13 protein-coding genes are annotated in these 17,200 nt (G+C 41.8%); 3 read left to right on the forward strand and 10 right to left on the reverse strand.

Annotated features, from left to right (window positions below):
- Positions 1-73 precede the first annotated feature (73 nt).
- Together putP and TY87_RS02795 are read right to left on the reverse strand one after the other, a co-directional pair.
- A complete protein-coding gene (gene putP / locus TY87_RS02790) occupies positions 74-1,570 on the reverse strand; it encodes a sodium/proline symporter PutP (protein ID WP_072839494.1) in 1,497 nt (498 codons plus the stop codon).
- Positions 1,571-2,017: 447 nt separating this feature from the next.
- Positions 2,018-2,884 (reverse strand): MurR/RpiR family transcriptional regulator, encoded by an 867-nt coding sequence (locus TY87_RS02795; RefSeq protein WP_072839495.1) that lies wholly within the window; start codon positions 2,882-2,884, stop codon positions 2,018-2,020.
- Between the two features lie 89 nt (positions 2,885-2,973).
- Between TY87_RS02795 and TY87_RS02800 the strand changes: the two genes are divergently transcribed.
- Positions 2,974-3,882, forward strand: coding sequence for a phosphotransferase (locus TY87_RS02800; RefSeq protein ID WP_100185911.1), 909 nt, complete (start codon positions 2,974-2,976; stop codon positions 3,880-3,882).
- Positions 3,883-4,605, forward strand: coding sequence for a uracil-DNA glycosylase (gene ung, locus TY87_RS02805; RefSeq protein ID WP_100185912.1), 723 nt, complete (start codon positions 3,883-3,885; stop codon positions 4,603-4,605).
- A gap of 51 nt (positions 4,606-4,656) precedes the next feature.
- Here ung and ygfZ read toward each other — a convergent pair whose 3' ends face one another.
- From ygfZ to TY87_RS02820, 3 genes are all read right to left on the reverse strand, one after another.
- Positions 4,657-5,574 (reverse strand): CAF17-like 4Fe-4S cluster assembly/insertion protein YgfZ, encoded by a 918-nt coding sequence (gene ygfZ, locus TY87_RS02810; protein ID WP_198432020.1) that lies wholly within the window; start codon positions 5,572-5,574, stop codon positions 4,657-4,659.
- Between the two features lie 127 nt (positions 5,575-5,701).
- Positions 5,702-6,697, reverse strand: coding sequence for a response regulator (locus TY87_RS02815; RefSeq protein ID WP_100185914.1), 996 nt, complete (start codon positions 6,695-6,697; stop codon positions 5,702-5,704).
- Complete coding sequence (locus tag TY87_RS02820) at positions 6,694-10,059, reverse strand: MHYT domain-containing protein (protein ID WP_100185915.1); 3,366 nt, start codon at positions 10,057-10,059, stop codon at positions 6,694-6,696. Before TY87_RS02820 ends, TY87_RS02815 begins: the two co-directional genes overlap by 4 nt.
- 245 nt (positions 10,060-10,304) lie before the next feature.
- Here TY87_RS02820 and xylB point away from each other — a divergent pair, with 245 nt between their 5' ends.
- On the forward strand, positions 10,305-11,795 hold the full coding sequence (gene xylB, locus TY87_RS02825) for a xylulokinase (RefSeq protein WP_100185916.1): 1,491 nt from the start codon (positions 10,305-10,307) through the stop codon (positions 11,793-11,795).
- Between the two features lie 82 nt (positions 11,796-11,877).
- Here xylB and TY87_RS02830 read toward each other — a convergent pair whose 3' ends face one another.
- The 5 genes from TY87_RS02830 to TY87_RS02850 form a co-directional block, all read right to left on the reverse strand.
- Positions 11,878-12,774 (reverse strand): AraC family transcriptional regulator, encoded by an 897-nt coding sequence (locus tag TY87_RS02830; protein WP_100185917.1) that lies wholly within the window; start codon positions 12,772-12,774, stop codon positions 11,878-11,880.
- Positions 12,775-12,947: 173 nt separating this feature from the next.
- Positions 12,948-14,378 (reverse strand): mannitol dehydrogenase family protein, encoded by a 1,431-nt coding sequence (locus tag TY87_RS02835; RefSeq protein WP_100185918.1) that lies wholly within the window; start codon positions 14,376-14,378, stop codon positions 12,948-12,950.
- A 1-nt stretch (position 14,379) separates the two neighbouring features.
- Positions 14,380-15,474 (reverse strand): ABC transporter ATP-binding protein, encoded by a 1,095-nt coding sequence (locus tag TY87_RS02840; RefSeq protein WP_100185919.1) that lies wholly within the window; start codon positions 15,472-15,474, stop codon positions 14,380-14,382.
- A gap of 18 nt (positions 15,475-15,492) precedes the next feature.
- Positions 15,493-16,323 carry a carbohydrate ABC transporter permease gene (locus TY87_RS02845; RefSeq protein WP_012068809.1) on the reverse strand — a complete coding sequence of 277 codons (831 nt, stop codon included), beginning with the start codon at positions 16,321-16,323 and terminating at the stop codon, positions 15,493-15,495.
- A gap of 10 nt (positions 16,324-16,333) precedes the next feature.
- The gene (locus TY87_RS02850; RefSeq protein ID WP_072839505.1) at positions 16,334-17,194 is read right to left on the reverse strand and encodes a carbohydrate ABC transporter permease; all 861 of its coding nucleotides are present in this window, start codon (positions 17,192-17,194) and stop codon (positions 16,334-16,336) included.
- Positions 17,195-17,200 lie beyond the last annotated feature (6 nt).

The following is a 17,200-nucleotide window of genomic DNA, read 5'->3' on the forward strand; positions in this document are numbered from 1 at the left end:
TGGAATGTCCAACTATTGGGGGTCAGTTCAAGGTTCGGGCCTTCTGAAGTAATGAGCTCGAAGAGCTGGTTACTTAGTTCATTGTATCTAGTGCTTTTTCGTATTCATCAAAAGATTCTGTTACAGACTCTTCTGGAGCGCCTGTTGCTAGGCTTACCGCAAAGATAGCGATAGTCGAGAACAAGAAGCCTGGAACGATTTCATAAAGATCGAAAATGCCACCCGTTAATTGTTTCCAGACCACAACGGTAACGCCACCAATAACAATACCCGCTAGAGCGCCGTTACGGTTCATGTTGCGCCAGAACAAGCTAAGAAGGATAGCTGGGCCAAATGCAGCGCCAAAACCAGCCCAAGCATAAGACACTAGGCCGAGTACTGAGCTTTCTGGGTTCAATGCAAGCAATAACGCAATAATAGAAATAGCAACAACCGCAAAGCGTCCAACGTTGACGATTTGTTTTTGAGTTGCTTCTTTATTGAATAGTTGCTTGTAAAAATCTTCAGCGAGTGCAGAGGATGATACCAAAAGTTGAGAGTCCGCTGTGCTCATTATCGCCGCTAAGATTGCTGCAAGAAGAATACCGGCAACAACAGGGTGGAAAACGGCATTAACAAGAATCATGAAGATTTTTTCAGGGTCAGCTAGGTTGCCTGTTAGGTTGCTATCAACAAATGTGATACCTACTAAGCCAATAAGCAATGCCCCTGCCATGGAGATAAATGTCCAAATAACCGCAATACGACGTGCTGTTTTAATGTCTTTATTAGAGCGAGAGGCTTTAAAGCGCGCTAGGATGTGCGGTTGACCGAAGTAGCCTAGTCCCCAAGCAACGAGAGAAATAATCCCAATTGCAGTTAGAGGTTCACCACTTACGTTAGTCCAGATATCTAGTAAGTTTGGATTTTTTGCCATTAAAGTACTAGACAGCTCAGACCAGCCGCCATCAATAGCAACGAGAGGTACAATCACTAATGCCGCACTCATCATCAAGCCCTGAACAAGGTCTGTCCAAGCCACGGCAAGGAAACCACCAAATAGCGTGTAGGAAACAACACATACTGTGCCGATAATTACTGCATAGGTATAATCTAAGCCAAATACTGTTTCAAACAATTTACCGCCAGCAACCAAACCGGAACTTGTATAGAACAAGAAGAACAGCAAAATGAACAGAGCTGAAATGGTTTGAATGAGCTTTGATTTGTCATTGAATCGAGTAGATAGGAAATCTGGAAGTGTGAGTGCGTTGTTCGCTTTGATGCTGTACGTTCTTAGGCGTTTTGCGCAAATTAGCCAGTTAAGCCATGTTCCAACAAAAAGGCCACCAGCAATCCAGAAAGACTCTAAACCCGCGGCGAAAGCGTAACCAGGTAAACCAAGTAGTAACCAGCCACTCATATCTGAAGCGCCTGCGGACAATGCGGTAGGCCAAGGTCCTAAAGAGCGTCCACCAAGAAAGTAGTCTTCCGAGCTGGAGGTACGTTTGTAAGCGTACAGCCCAATTCCTAGCATAACTACTAGATAGGCTAGGAATGTAAAGCTGATCGCATAGCTGCTTTCTATCATTATTGTTGTCCCCTAATGAAATTATTACGGGTGAAATAACCTTGGATAGATAAGGTTATTTATCAGTGTTGGATAATATTTATCCTTGTATTGCACTGTTTAGCAATACCTACTGATCGAAAGATGGCGCTTAAAAAAAGCTGCGTCCAAATCACACCCGAAAGAGTTATAATTGTTAAATCGTTGTTGTGATAGCCATTGATTTTATATGTGAAAATCATCAAACTCTTGTAAAGAGAATGAAACGCATTACGACATATTTCAAGACCTGAGCCGATTTTAAGTGGCTGTGATGGGATAATCTTTCAAATTTCTCTGACAAAATTACGAAAAAATCTGATGCATTAAACAAATTGGCTCGTTTGGACAAATATCTTTTGTTTAGGCTAGTTTATTAAAGATGTAGTAAAGAATTAAGGCACATATTATGTGCCTTATATTGTGATGTTATTTCTTTTCAACTTTCGGTAATCGAGTATCTTGTACGCTTTGTTTGAGCTTTTTCAGGTGTGCGTTGAACTCAGGACCACGCTTCAAAAGTACGCCAGTCGCGAGAGCGTCGATCAAAGTGAGATAGACAATACGTGAGCTCATTGGCGTATAGATATCGGTATCTTCAGTTTCTTCAATCGGTAATACGATAGAGCAATGCTCTGTGAGAGGAGAATCTGGATTAGTGATGCCAATAACGGTAGCGCCAGCTTCACGAGCGACTCGAGCAGTCTCGATTAACGGTAAGGTGCGCCCAGTGTATGAAATTATGACGATAGCATCGCCTGAATGCGATCCAGCAGCAGCCATTCGCTGTACCAGAATGTCCGTATAGGCAACAACCGGCATGTTCAAACGGAAAAATTTATGGTGTGCATCTTTGGCAACAGGGCCAGATGCACCTAAACCATAAAACTCGATTCGACGAGCTTGTGCTAATACATCAACCGCTCGGCTTATCAATGACTCGGGTAAAATATCCTGAGCACGGGTAAGATTGTTTTTAGCGGCTTCAAAAATCTTCGCAGTGACGGCGCCAGGAGCATCGTCAGGCTCTACGTTTAGGTTAACGTAAGGCGTACCTGTCGCAAGGCTTTGGGCAAGTGATACTTTAAAATCAGGAAAGCCACTGCCTATAAGGCTGCGACAAAAACGGTTAACCGTAGGTTCGCTCACTTCCGCTCTTGCTGCAAGTTTCGCAATACTGGAGTGGATGGTTGTTTTAGGATCGGCAAGAATGGCTTCCGCTACTTTTCGCTCGGATTTGCTTAACGTGCTCAGTCGTTCTTGTATCTTACGAATAATGTCTTCGTGTTTAATCATTGATCTGCTTCAAAGTTGACTATTGACTCGGATGGTTCAGTTGTTCATTCTGACAGCCACTTACAATTCTGGCAATAAAATGATTAAAAATGACTGTACTATCTGAGTATTTCGTAAAAATGGCTGACATACTACCAGCCACAATGGAGGTTGAAACTACTTTATTTGAGGAAGGCTTTTCAAACAAGGTGTATTTGATTCATTGGGGGAAAGTTTCTCGTTTTGTATTACGTATTCCCTATATAGATAGTAGTGCTTTTTATATTAATCGCATGGAAGAAATTAATACCTTAAAACATGCTGCATCTATTGGTCTTTCTCCAGTCGTGGCTTGGCACGATGATGAAGGTAGTTTTGCTTGTCAATTTGTCTCTCAGCCTTCTCTTGATTGGGCTGTGCGTCATCAGGATAAAGATATACCGCGAATTGCTCAAGCTTTAGTGCAGACACATAGTTTACCAATGAGTCACCACTACTATGGTGTATTTGATGTGATAGAGCATTATTTGAAGGGGGTTCAACGTTATGGCTGTGAAACACCTAGTTTGATGGCTGAATATGATTATCTTGCTTCTCTTTTGAAGCAGTTAACGCCGCCAGAAATGATTTTACCGCCTGTACTCTGCCATAACGATTTAAATCCTAAGAATATATTAATGGACAGTGAGCAACTTTGGTTGATTGACTGGGAGTACTCAGGAGTTGGTGATCCATTATTTGATCTTGCTGTTGTAGTTAAATCTCACAATTTAGATGCAAGACAAACAGCTTTATTGCTGAGCTCTTACCGATCAGACCTTCCAGAAGAGAAGTCTTTAGATGTTATCCAAGAGTATGTAAAAGCATACGGGTTAAGGGAAATGGCTTGGTTGTTACTGAAGCACTTAGTTACACCTCAAGATGAGCTGTCACTGCAATATTATTATGAATTTAAAGCGACGCCAGCGCTAAATCCTTTTCATGAAACAGAAAGCAACGCAATGAATGAAGTGAGTTAAATGATGAAATTAACAGGTGATTGGCAAGAATATTTAGCTGATGAGTTTGAGAAAGACTATATGTTGGTTTTGCAAAAATTCTTACAAGCAGAGAAACAAAATAACACGCTATATCCTGCAGAACCTGAGTATTTTACGGCATTAAATGTGACGCCTTTTAGTAAAGTGAAAGTAGTGATTCTTGGGCAGGACCCATATCATGGAGAGGGTCAAGCCCATGGTTTATCTTTTTCGGTAAAGCCTGGAATTAAGGTTCCTCCTTCATTGATGAATATCTATAAAGAGCTTGAAATGGATTTAGAGATTGCACCTGCGCAACATGGTTTTTTAGAGCAATGGGCGGAACAAGGCGTCTTATTGCTAAATAGTGTGTTGACCGTCGAAGCGAGCAAGGCAGGTTCTCATCAGAATAAAGGTTGGGAAATATTTACTGATAAAATCATCGAGCTTATTAACAATAAGCATCAAGGTGTTGTTTTTATGCTGTGGGGATCCTATGCACAGAAAAAAGGCCGTCATATTGATCGTGATAAACACTGTGTGCTGGAAAGTGTTCATCCATCGCCTTTATCGGCTTATCGTGGTTTTTTAGGTTGTCAGCATTTTTCTAAAGCGAATAATTACTTAGTTGGTCTTGGAAAAGAGCCGATAAAATGGGCATTAGAACCAATAGAAAGTACGAACAAAGTAGATTGTAATACGCAGATTGGTTTGCCATTCTAAATTAATTTTATAGCGCCTATCTGGCGCTATAAAATACCTCAAATATAGCCTCTATTTCTTGCTATCTAGCGAGTAGGGAAGTGGAAGTAAGGTGATTTCTTGGTTATCCAAAAGAAGTTTTTCTGCGTCACTTGGATCAATATTTAAAATAACCTGCGCATAATTTGTTTCTTGAAAATGAGTGGCAGCAAAGATTTGACCTATGCTCTTTCTTGGCCCATCGACAATGTCTTTTGTTGTATCTAAATTGCCTTCCCAAGTCACCAATGCAAGTTGCTTCTTCGACTTACCTTTATATTGCATACGAGCAACGATTTCTTGTCCTGTGTAGCAGCCTTTTGTGAAGCTGATGCCGCCTGTGCTTTGCATGTTAAGCCATTGAGGTAAAATCGTTTCACTCTGTTCTAAGTTGATAAGTGGGCGAGCAGCAAGTACTGCCAAGGCTGCTAATTCTTGGTTCTTTTCTTCAATTGCAGTTTGGTGTGCTGGAGTAATAAGCCACTGGACTTCTAATGGCTCATTGCTAACTGTCAATGTGATAGTTTCTCTGTCTTGAGTGGTTGCGAAAATATTAGATGCCGCATTTGAGTTTGCTTCTATATTTTTTGCTGCTAATTTTGTGTAAATCGTAAAGTTATCCTGCTCATCGACCAGCACAGTCTTGAAAAACACCGCGTATTTTTTTAAATGTAACAAGGTTTTTTCGACCAGGTCTTTTGCCATTACCATCAGCACATCGTCGTTGTTCTGAACAATATAAAAGCTGCTGATAATGCGTCCCTTAATGCTACAGATTGCACCGTATAAACCATTATCTTGTGACAGTTTGTTCATATCACAGGTTGTCTGGCCTTGTAGGAATTTTTTTGAATCCAAACCTGATACTCGCAAAACACCGATATCTAGCAGTTTCATGACGACGTCTTTGTTTTGCAGTGTTGAGTCAATAATATCGTGAAGCGAAGTCATAAAACGTTCCATAAAATAGATTGGGCATAAAATAGGTTGCAGTTGCTCTGCATGAATAGCCTATCAGTAATGCCGAACTTTTACTTTTCAATGGTCAGATCGATAATGATTTTTTATACAGCAAAAGTTATTCAGCAAATTGTTTTTGTATCTCAAGTAGTTTGGGTAACTCTTGTTGGAGTAATGGAATTAGCGTTGGATCAAAGTGTTTTCCGCTTTGCTCAGTGATGTAATTTATCGCTTCTTCAGTAGACCATGCTTTTTTATAAGGTCGCGCGCTAGTCAATGCATCGAATACATCAACTAAAGCAACAATACGGCCTTCAATGGGGATATTGTCCCCTGATAAGCCGTTTGGATAGCCTGTACCGTCCCATTTTTCATGGTGAGTCATCGCAACAGAGTGGGCTAGTTTAATAAGGTAGGAACTTGGGTTAGAAAGAATTTCACCACCGATTTGAGCATGTGTCTTCATGACTTCATACTCTTCTTCTGTAAGCTTGCCAGGTTTTAGCAGTATGTTGTCCGCTATGCCTATTTTTCCTATGTCGTGCATAGGTGCTGCCATCATTAAATCATCCGCTGATTCTTCACAAAAGCCGTAAGCCGAAGCAATGACTTTTGCATATCGGCTCATCCGTTGTACGTGCATGCCTGTTTCGTTGTCTTTGTATTCGGCAGCTCGCCCAAGCCTTTGGATCAAATCGATATGCGTATTTAGCAACTCATCCGCTCTAATTAATGACAGGTGTGTTTTAACACGAGCTAAGACAATAGCTGGTACGATGGGTTTGACGATGTAATCAACTGCACCAATTTCAAAGCCTTTTGCTTCATCGATACTGTCTTTCAATGCTGTTATAAATATCACAGGAATGTGGGCGGTTGCGGGGTTTTGTTTTAGACGTTCGCAGACTTCTAAGCCCGTCATATTTGGCATCATGATATCGAGTAATATGAGGTCTACCGGCTCTTTTTCTACCAATTTTAATGCGTCTTGTCCTGATCGAGCAAAAGATAAACGGTATCGAGCGGCTTGCAATACTTGCCTTAGAACTCGTAAGTTTGACGGCTCGTCATCAACCAATAGGATGCGAGGTGCAGGTTTACTTCCGATTCTCATTTGGTCGGCTCCTGTATCATCAATGCTTTTAGGTTGGTAAGGCTGTTTATAGCGCTATCGAATTCAAAGTTTGAGATAGCCTTACTCGCTGCAATGGCTTGTGTTTTCATGTATTGAGGGACGTTGCTAATAAGTAAAGCGATGTTTTCGTCATCTACTTCGCCTGAGTTTGCGGACAGAATAAGCGCTTCGAGAAGTGCTATTAATTGCGTTGTAGAAAGCTCATTCTGAGTGTCTGTTTCTGTCATCTCGGAGTGAAGTCTGTATTTTTCTATTAACCAATGTAGCTCTTCAAAAAAGTAAGCCAATAAAGAAGCTAAACACTGCACGTTTTTTGAGAATTGATCATGGTCTTTTGTTTGTGCAGCACGCTCTATATTCGCCATGCAATTAGATATATTTAACAATGCAAGATTACCTGAAGAGCCTTTTATCGCATGCGCTAAAGCGTAAGCCTCTTGGTATTCTTGATTGTCTAAATGAGTTGTTAGTCTATTGACTAAATTTGCGTTAGTTTCTGCAAACCTAGATAGCTCTGTGATGTAAACAGGCAGGTCGTTCCACAGTGATAGACCTTTATCCATGTGGATTTGTAGATTTTTACGATTAATTTTTTCGTGATCAAAATTTTCCTGATCAATCAATGTAGGAGTCTCATTTAAGACTCTCGCTATTTCAGTTATTAAAGCCTGAATATCAATGGGTTTATTGGCAAAGCCATCCATCCCCGCTTGTTGGGCATCTAATTTATCTTCGATTAGCACATTGGCTGTTAAAGCAATAATTGGAGTGCGAGCTAGCTGATTTTCTTTTTCATAGCTGCGGATAATTTGAGTTGCAGTTAAGCCATCCATCTTTGGCATCTGAATGTCCATTAGAATGATGTCAGGCTTGATCATTTTAAATTGTTCAACAGCATCAATACCGTCTTTTGCAAAAAATATGGCATGGCCATGTCGTTTAAGCAAAATAGTCAGCAGCGTTAGGTTTTGTTCAACATCATCGGCCAGCAGTATTCTTTTTGGCGTGATAATAGACAGTTGAGATGTTTTTGTATCGGATGGCGCTTCAGTTTCAGTGAGAGGTAAGTCAAAGTAAAAACAACTTCCAACACCTATTTCGCTCGTTACATGAATTTGCCCTCCCATGAGGGTTACTAATTGTTTAGATATGCTAGTACCTAAACCTGTGCCGCCAAAACGACGACTCATGGAAGCATCAGCTTGTGTAAATGGATCAAAAATGTGAGTTAAACGTTCTTCTGGTATACCTATCCCTGTGTCTGTAACTGAAAAGCGTATCTTACTATCTTGTAGTTTCGATATATTTAAAGTCACGTGACCTTTTTCAGTGAACTTGATTGCATTGCCTAAAATATTCATTAGCACTTGGCGTATACGATCTTCGGCACCCAAATATGCCTCGGCAACCTCTAGCTCCACATGAAAATTGAGCTCTAGACCTTTATTTCTGGCTTGTAGCCACAGAGTTGAAATAACTGTATCTACTGAGTTGGCAAGTACAAAAGGTTGTATGTCTAATTCAAGTTTGTTTTTTTCTAATTTAGCACTGTCGAGTATATCGTTAAGGAGGTGCAACAGAGAGCGAGCAGATTTACTAATGATTGATAAATGTTTTTTGTTTTCGCCTGAGATTTCTGATTCTAATAAAATATCAGAGAAACCAATAATAGCGTTCATTGGCGTGCGGATCTCATGGCTCATGTTAGCTAAAAAAGAAGCCTTACTTTCGACTGATGCTTCGGCCTTTGCTTTTGCTTGACGAAGTTCATCTTCCATTTCAACACGTTGTGAAATATCTAAAATAACGCCATCAATCCATTCAGGTTTACTGTTTTGGTTTAGAATGACTGAACCGTTCTCTAAAACCCAAACATAATGACCATCCTTGTGCCTTAAGCGATATTCTAATTTATAACTTTTACGTGTATTCGTTGCCTCATTTATGGTGGAAGCAACGTTTTTCTCATCATCAGGATGAACAAGTTTGGCAAAGGAAATTGCTCTACTATAAAACTCAGATGTACTCCATCCAGTCACATCGTAAATAGCATCACTCACGAAGATAGTCGTCCAATGTTCGTCCATTAAACAGCGAAAAGAGGCACCGGGAATATTTTTGATCAAAGAGCTAAATTGTTTCTCGCTTTTTTTGATGGTTTCTTCCAGCGATTTTCGAGTTGAGATATCGGTAATAAAACCAACAAATAATGTGCCGCTGTCAGGGATATCAACTCTTCCAACACCTAGTCTAATAGGGAAAACGTGTCCAGCTTTGTTGATAGCATGAATTTCTCTATCTGTGCCTGCTATGGTTACTTCACCGGTATCGCGAAATACGGCTAAAGAACGATTGAATTCATCAGTGTATTTTTGAGGAAATAAGACTCCAAAGTGCTGATTTATTATTTCTTCTTCTTGCCAACCAAAAATTTGCGTGGCAGCCTTATTAAACTCTTTAATGATGCCTGAACTGTCTATGGAGATGATGCCATCTACAGCTGTGTCTAAAGTTGTTTTTAGGCGAACTTCACTGGCTGTTTTTTCCAGTAATAACTGACGATAACGTAATTGCGAAGCGATGTTTGCAGCTAGAATTGATAGTAATAAAGTGATGATTGCCACAACAAACGAAAGTTCATCGTTAGAACTGTCTTGTATGTGATGCATTCCAGCTTCGCCGGATGAAATGAACCTTGCTCCTGCCATACCAGCATAATGCATACCAGAAATAGCAGCTCCCATAATAAGCGCGCTGATACAGCTGACCCATTTAGTACTCAAATTAGCCCAAACTTTTCTGACATAGTAATGAGTCGATAGGGCAATAAAAGCGAGAGCAACGGCAATGACTAGTGATGCTAAGAACCACGCTGGGTCATATTTTAGTTCAACATCCATTTCCATCGCTGCCATGCCAATATAATGCATCGCGCCAATTCCACCACCGACAAGCACACCATTAACGAGCAGTTGCCAGATACTTAGGTCACTTCTAATTAATCGTTTCAGAGTGATGTAAGACGCTAAAATAGCGGGTATCAGAGAGAGGGCTGTTAACAATGGGTCATAAGAAATTCCATGTCCCATATTAAATGCCAGCATGCCGACAAAATGCATACTCCAAATACCGCCTGCCATGATGAAAGAACCAGAGACAAGCGCGATATTTTTGTATTTTTCAATAACAATGTGCTGCGCAATGGACGCAAAATGCAGCGCAAAAAAAGAAGCCACCGAGGCGAGCAATATAGAAAGAGCAACAAGTAGGTAGTTGTAGTCACCCATTGCCAGATGAGCGTTATCCATATTGGTGACAAAAAAACTGTTTAGTGAATACATTAACTCTACTTCTTTCCTGAATTAGGTTACGGGTCGTGAGAAAACATTAAGGTTGTTTATTTTGCTATCCACGCGTCAAAAACTAACAATTTTTATTCTCTACTTGTACTAAAAAGGCTAATTTTCAGAATTGTATTGACACTTTTCTCTATTGTTTCGAGTATGAAAAGTAATGGTTAGAATGGTGTAGCATGCCATACAAAAAATAAAAAAAAACACTACTTTTGATGAAGAAGAGTAACAAAATGTATTTAGGTCTTGATCTTGGAACCTCTGGTTTAAAAGGTGTCGTTATTGACGATAAAGGTAATGTTTTAGCGCAGGAGTCTGTGCCTTTAACCGTTGAGAGTCTTCATGCGACTTGGTCGGAACAAGACCCATTGTCATGGTGGCAAGCTTGTAAGGACGTTATTAATCAATTGCAGCAACGCTTGGATCTGAGCAAGTTGAAGGCGTTGGGGCTATCGGGGCAGATGCATGGTGCTACCTTGATTGATGCGGAGGGTAATGTATTACGGCCTTGTATTTTGTGGAATGATGGTCGTAGTCAAGTACAGTGTGAAGCCTTGATGGCGCAATTTCCTGACTTGATTGAACGTTCTGGCAACCTTTATATGCCGGGCTTTACGGCACCTAAAATACGTTGGGTACAAGAAAACGAGCCAGAGGTATTTGCTAAGTTGGCTCATGTATTACTGCCGAAAGACTATTTGGCTTATCGATTGACGGGCGTTATGTCATCGGATTGTTCTGATGCCGCCGGTACGCTTTGGTTAAACCCTGAAACACGCCAATGGGACGATGCTTTATTGGCCGCAACCGGCTTGAGTCAAGCCAATATGCCAAAAATGTATGAAGGTTGTGATGTTGTAGGTACTTTGTCTGAAGCTATTGCTCAAGAGTTAGGGCTTCTCCAATTACCAGTTGTGGCCGGCGCCGGAGACAATGCCGCTGGAGCGGTTGGCATGGGTGTTACTAATCCCGGTCAAGGTTTTATTTCATTGGGTACTTCTGGTGTGTATTTCACTGTGAGCGAGTCTCATAAAGCCAATCCACAGAATACTGTGCATGCTTTTTGTCATGCCTTACCTAATCGTTGGCACCAAATGGGCGTTACTCTTAGCGCAGCGAACTCATTAGCTTGGTTCGCCAAGCTGGTGGATAAGTCCGTTGCAGAATTACTGGACGCGCTTGAAGACAGTGATATCGAGCGAACTAATGTGTTGTTTTTGCCTTATTTGAGTGGTGAGCGAACACCACATAATGATCCGCTAGCCAATGGACAATTTATTGGCTTAACGAATACAGCTAATGTTGAAGCTATGACGTTGGCGATATTGGAGGGTGTGGCGTTCTCTTTATTGGATTGTCAAAATGCCTTGGACAGTGCGGGAAGTGCGGTTGATGAGCTGTCACTCATTGGTGGCGGGGCTCGTTCTGCTCTGTGGCGTCAGATCATTTCCAACGTATTGAATAAGCGTTTGATTTATCGTGATGGCGGTGATGTTGGACCTGGTTTGGGCGCAGCACGATTGGCCTTGTTAGGCGAGCAACAAAGCCAAGGCAAAAACATCGAATCGCTGATTGCTGAATATTGCACCATGCCGGATGTTTTAGAGGTTCATGAGCCAGTGGCCACTTTTGGGTCTTACTATCAAGATAAGTACGCCTTGTACCAATCACTTTATCAATCAACAAAAGACCTAAATGAAAAGCTGATGCGGCTGTCGTCTTAATAACGACAGTTGTTTTGATAAAAAACACCACGAAGATAATATCTAGGTGGTGCTTTTTTATGATCCCAAGACGCGAGACGTATTATGATACGGGCGCAATGCCTTCAATATGAATGTTGCTTTGAGTCCTGAAATCTCTTGGCGTAACGCCTTTCAGCTCATGAAACCGGCGATTAAAGTTAGCAACATTGTTGAAGCCAACCTGAAAACAAATTGTGGCGATTTGTTGGTCTGTTTCGGTTAACAAGCTACAAGCACGGCTGACTCGAACGCGATTCACAAATTCAATAAAGCGGTTGCCTGTCGCCTTTTTAAAGAAACGCGAAAAATGGCTGTCTGACATACCAATCAAATTCGCTACACTGGAAAGTGTAATATCATTGCTGTAGTTCTGTGACACATAATCAACCACTGTGTTGATTTTTCGTTGCAATGTTTCACTGGATTTCAAATCGATTTGCACGGTTGAAAGTAAGCGGTAACTTCGGCTCTGCGCCAGTTTTTGTAAGAGAGGAAGCGCGAGAATTAACCTTGATAAGCCGCTGGAGTCGCGGACTTTTTGGAAGACGTCTTTTAGGTACTCATGATCTTGTTCAAAAAACTCAATGCCAGATTTCGCTCTGGCTAACATAGGTAGAATTTCGGCTAACTCAGGAATTATTTTCATACCATTTGAAAAGGACTCATGGTCGAAACGAATTACCATGTCTCTGAGTTGAACATCTTCTTGGTTGTGTTGGCAAATCCAGTTATGAGGGAGTCGAGGGCCGGTTAAAATAAGTTGGCCTGGTGAGTAATTGCCAATGTAATCGCCTACAAAGACTTTGCCCGATGTGGCAACGATAAAATGCAGCTCGTAATCATCATGGGCGTGCCAGCGAATAAGGTCACACGGATAGCCGTGTTCTAAATAGCGAATAGTTTCGTTATCTTCGACAATTTCGTATTCGGGCGTGATGCGTTTGGCGGTATTAGACATAATCTTCTCGCTCAGCAGCTTTATTGTTAGACGTAAGACTTTAATTCTATATTAACGACAATTCACTGCTTATTTTCTTATTTTAATAAAATACATTTAAGAATCTAAGGCAAAAAATTGTCGTTATTCGCCTTAGATTCTTGAATTAGACACTCTCATTAGGTGAGAACTACCTAAGCATACTTTGTCATACTTATCTGAATTGCTTCAGTGAGTTGCGTAACAAAGTCCGGGAACTCTGTTGGCACATTACCCCATAAAAAGCGATCTGTTACAAAGGCCTTAATACCTGCCTTGTCATTGCTGAAAGCGACAAGAGAAGCCTTATTTGGCTCATGATAAGGCGTGCTGAGCTTGCCTTCATTCGATAGCTGAATAAAGGTGAACCAGCTGGCGATGCCTTGGATAGTTTTAACCGGAGTTCGACCTTTGCGATAAGCGCCTTCCAGCGTTGGGAAAACAAATATAGGGAATTTAGCGTAGCCATCGGTGCAGATACGTTCCACTGTATCGCCAATATTTGCGTTGCTAAAACGCTGCGCAATAATATCGAAATAAGCTGGTAGATCGACCACAGAGTCCCCAATTGCAGGAATCGAATCTTGCAGAATGAAGTCAGAAAAATACTGCTTCAATTCGTCATCGCGCATGGCTTCATCAAAGTAGGTGAGGCCCTTTAATGCTGCTTGATACGTTACACAGGTATGGCCTGCGTTTAAAATACGAATTTTAGCTTCTTCAAAAGGCACGACGTCTTTGACAAATTGCACGCCAACGAGATCAAGAGCGGGTTTTTTACCGGCAAACTTGTCTTCTACGACCCACTGAATGAAGTCTTCGCCCATGACTGTCATGTTGTCATTAACACCGAAGCGTGAACGAACATCGTCTACATGCTGCTGGCTTGGCTTAGGTGTAATTCGATCCACCATAGAGCAAGGGAAAGACACATTTTCTTCTACCCATTCCGACAGCGCCGAATCTTGCTTAGCATCCAAAAACTGCATTAGGCCAGTTTCGAGTAATTCACCGTTATGACGAAGGTTATCGCAGCATAATAGGGTGATTTTCGCCTTAGATGTTTCGCTACGCAGTTTAAGTCCAGCGTACAGAAAAGCATAAAGCGTATTACGAGCGCCTTCTATATCATCCTTAATCGCTGGATGTTCCAGCATTAAACGACGATTTTCATCAAGGTAGTAACCGCCTTCAGTAACCGTTGATGTGACAAGCTGAGTCTTAGCATCGGCAAGTGCAGAGTCAACTTTTTCAGGCGCTTGTGCACCGTCAATTTGCTGAACAATAGAACGAATATGTTCGTACTTTGTCTCGCCATCAGCCGCCATGGTTTTTAAAACATACTCGCCTTCTTGCTTAATAAAGCGAGCAAAAGATTGACTGTCTTGTGGGCGAATATTAACGCCAATAATGCCCCAGTTTTGTTGTGTGTCATTAGCTAATAGTCGGTCGATGTACACGGCTTGGTGAGCACGATGAAATGCACCAACACCCAAATGTACTATGCCTGCTTGAACTGCTTCTTTTGAATAATTCTGAACAGAAAGCTGTTCTACATTTGAAGCGGCTTGTAAATAATTAGCCATATTAAGCCTCCTCTGGAATAACAGAGATGACACGGTCATTTTCATTAAACAAAATGATTTCTGAAATATCAATTTTGAGACTAACTTCTTGTCCATCTTTTAGCTCAGTTCGAGCTGGAGCTTTGATAATAATGGTTTGATCGCTAGACAATTGCAGGTGTGCGTAAGCTTCGGAACCTAGGTGTTCGACCAACTCAATGCGGCCAGATAAATCTCCACCTTCTTCGACTAACGTCATATGTTCCGGACGAATGCCGACAACAACCGAATCTGGTAGCGGGCCTTTTAAACGATTTGCAGGGAAAAGGATTTGCTGTCCAAGTAGTTCGATCGCTAGATTGTCTTCATGACGTACTATTTTATTTGCTGCGATTAAGTTCATTTTTGGCGTACCAATGAACTCAGCAACAAAGCGGCTATTTGGCTGGCGGTAAAGTTCAAGCGGTGTACCAACTTGTTCTATTTGGCCTGCATTTAAAATAACCACGCGATCAGCCAAAGTCATGGCTTCAACCTGATCGTGGGTTACATAAATCATTGTCGTGGCAAGCTTTTTATGAAGACGAGCTAATTCCAAACGCATTTGTACACGAAGCGCGGCGTCTAGGTTGGATAGCGGCTCATCGAACAAGAAGACTTTCGGTTGACGCACAATGGCGCGACCAATGGCAACACGCTGGCGTTGACCACCAGACAGTTCTTTTGGTTTACGTTCTAATAAGGCGTCAAGTTGTAAAGACGCCGAAACTGAACGTACTTTTTCTTTGATTTCAGCATCAGATACTTTCGCAAGACGAAGGGCGAAGGAAAGGTTATCGGCCACCGTCATGTGTGGATACAAAGCATAAGACTGGAACACCATAGCAAGGTCGCGTTTTGACGACGCCACTTCGGTAATGTCTCTGCCGTCTAGTTCTATGCTTCCGCCAGTGCTGGATTCTAAGCCTGCAATAGTCCGTAGTAATGTGGATTTACCACAGCCAGATGGCCCAACGAATACGACGAATTCACCTTCAGTAATACTTAGATTAATGCCGCGCAATGCGTGGTAGCTGTCGTAATGTTTTTGTAGATCTGTGATCGCTAAGTAAGTCATAAAGAAACTTCCTAATAATTATTTTACGGCGCCGAAAGTTAAGCCTTGGACCAATTGTTTTTGACAGAACCAACCGAAAATAACGATTGGTGCGCAAGCAAGTGTGGATGCAGCGGACAATTTCGCCCAAAACAGACCCTCAGGGCTGGAGTAAGAGGCAATCATCGCGGTTAACGGCGCGGCATCAGATGCTGTTAGGTTGAGAGACCAAAAAGCCTCGTTCCAACAAAGTACGATAGATAAAAGAGCCGTAGACGAAATGGCACCAACAGAAAGTGGCAGCACAACTTTTACCACTTCATCCCAAGGGGTAGCTCCGTCCATTCTCGCGGCTTCGAGGATTTCTTTTGGCAAATCTTTGAAGTAGGAAAACAGCATCCACACGATAATAGGCAAATTCATCAGAGTGAAAATGATCACCAGAGCCGTTTTAGAATCCAACAATCCATAGTCTCGGCACAGGATATAAATAGGAACTAATACACCTACAGCTGGCAGCATTTTTGTAGAGAGCATCCAGAGCAAAATGTCTTTCGTACGCTTTCCAGGGAAAAACGCCATGGAGTAGGCCGCAGGAATGGCAATCACCAGAGCGATAATGGTGGAACCAAATGACGTGACAACTGAGTTCCATGCGTGATGGATGTAGTCACTGCGTTCTTGAACGATTCTGAAGTTATCGAGTGTTGGTTCAAAGAACAGAGACGGTGGTACAGATATCGCCTGTAGTTCGGTCTTGAACGAGGTGATAAACATCCAAAAAATCGGGAAAAATAACACCAAAGCTACCGTCCATGCGAACAGTCCGGTAAGAATGGTTTTGAGTTTGCGTTGTTGATTAAGAGTCATCGTATTCACCTCACACCGTTAAGTTTTTGCCAACGGCACGAATTAAGAAAAAGGCCACGATATTGGCAAGCAACACGGCAAACAAACCACCAGCAGAAGCCACACCAACGTCATATTGCAGAAGCGCTTGGTTATATATCAGATAGGCCAAGTTAGTACTGTCGTAACCTGGGCCACCGCCTGTGGAAACAAAGATTTCAGCAAAAACCGCTAATAGGAAGATGGTTTCTATCATCACAACCACGGCTATTGGACGGGCAAGATGAGGAATGGTTAGGTAACGGAATATGTGTAAGCCCGTTGCACCATCCATTTGAGCCGCTTCTTTCTGCTCTGTGTCTTGGGATTGCAGCGCGGTAACAAATACTAAAATAGCGAAGGGTAACCATTGCCAACTGACCATGATAATGATTGAGACTAACGGGTAACTTGATAGCCAATCTATGGGTTCAAAACCTAGCGATTCTGATATCCATGCGAAAATGCCATAAACAGGGTTCATCATCATATTTTTCCAAATCAATGCATTGACGGTTGGCATGATAAAGAAAGGCGAAATTAATAAGACACGAACAATGCCTTGGCCGAAAAACGGCTTATCAATCAAAGCGGATAGCATCACACCTAAAACCACAGTGATGATCAAGACGGAAAGTAGCAGAATTAAGGTGTTCGATACCGCTGGAATAAAACCTGGGTCGGTAATAAAGAATTCAAAATTCATCAACCCAACGAAGTTATTCTGACCTGGGTACAATAAGTTGTAGCGAATGGTGGAAAAATAAATGGTCATGGATAACGGGATGATCATCCAAACCAAAAGCATGATGACTGATGGTGCCATTAATAAGCGAGTGATTGAGCGCTTCATGTTGAG

It is taken from the genome of Marinomonas sp. BSi20584 (assembly GCF_002792415.1).
Taxonomy (GTDB): domain Bacteria; phylum Pseudomonadota; class Gammaproteobacteria; order Pseudomonadales; family Marinomonadaceae; genus Marinomonas; species Marinomonas polaris.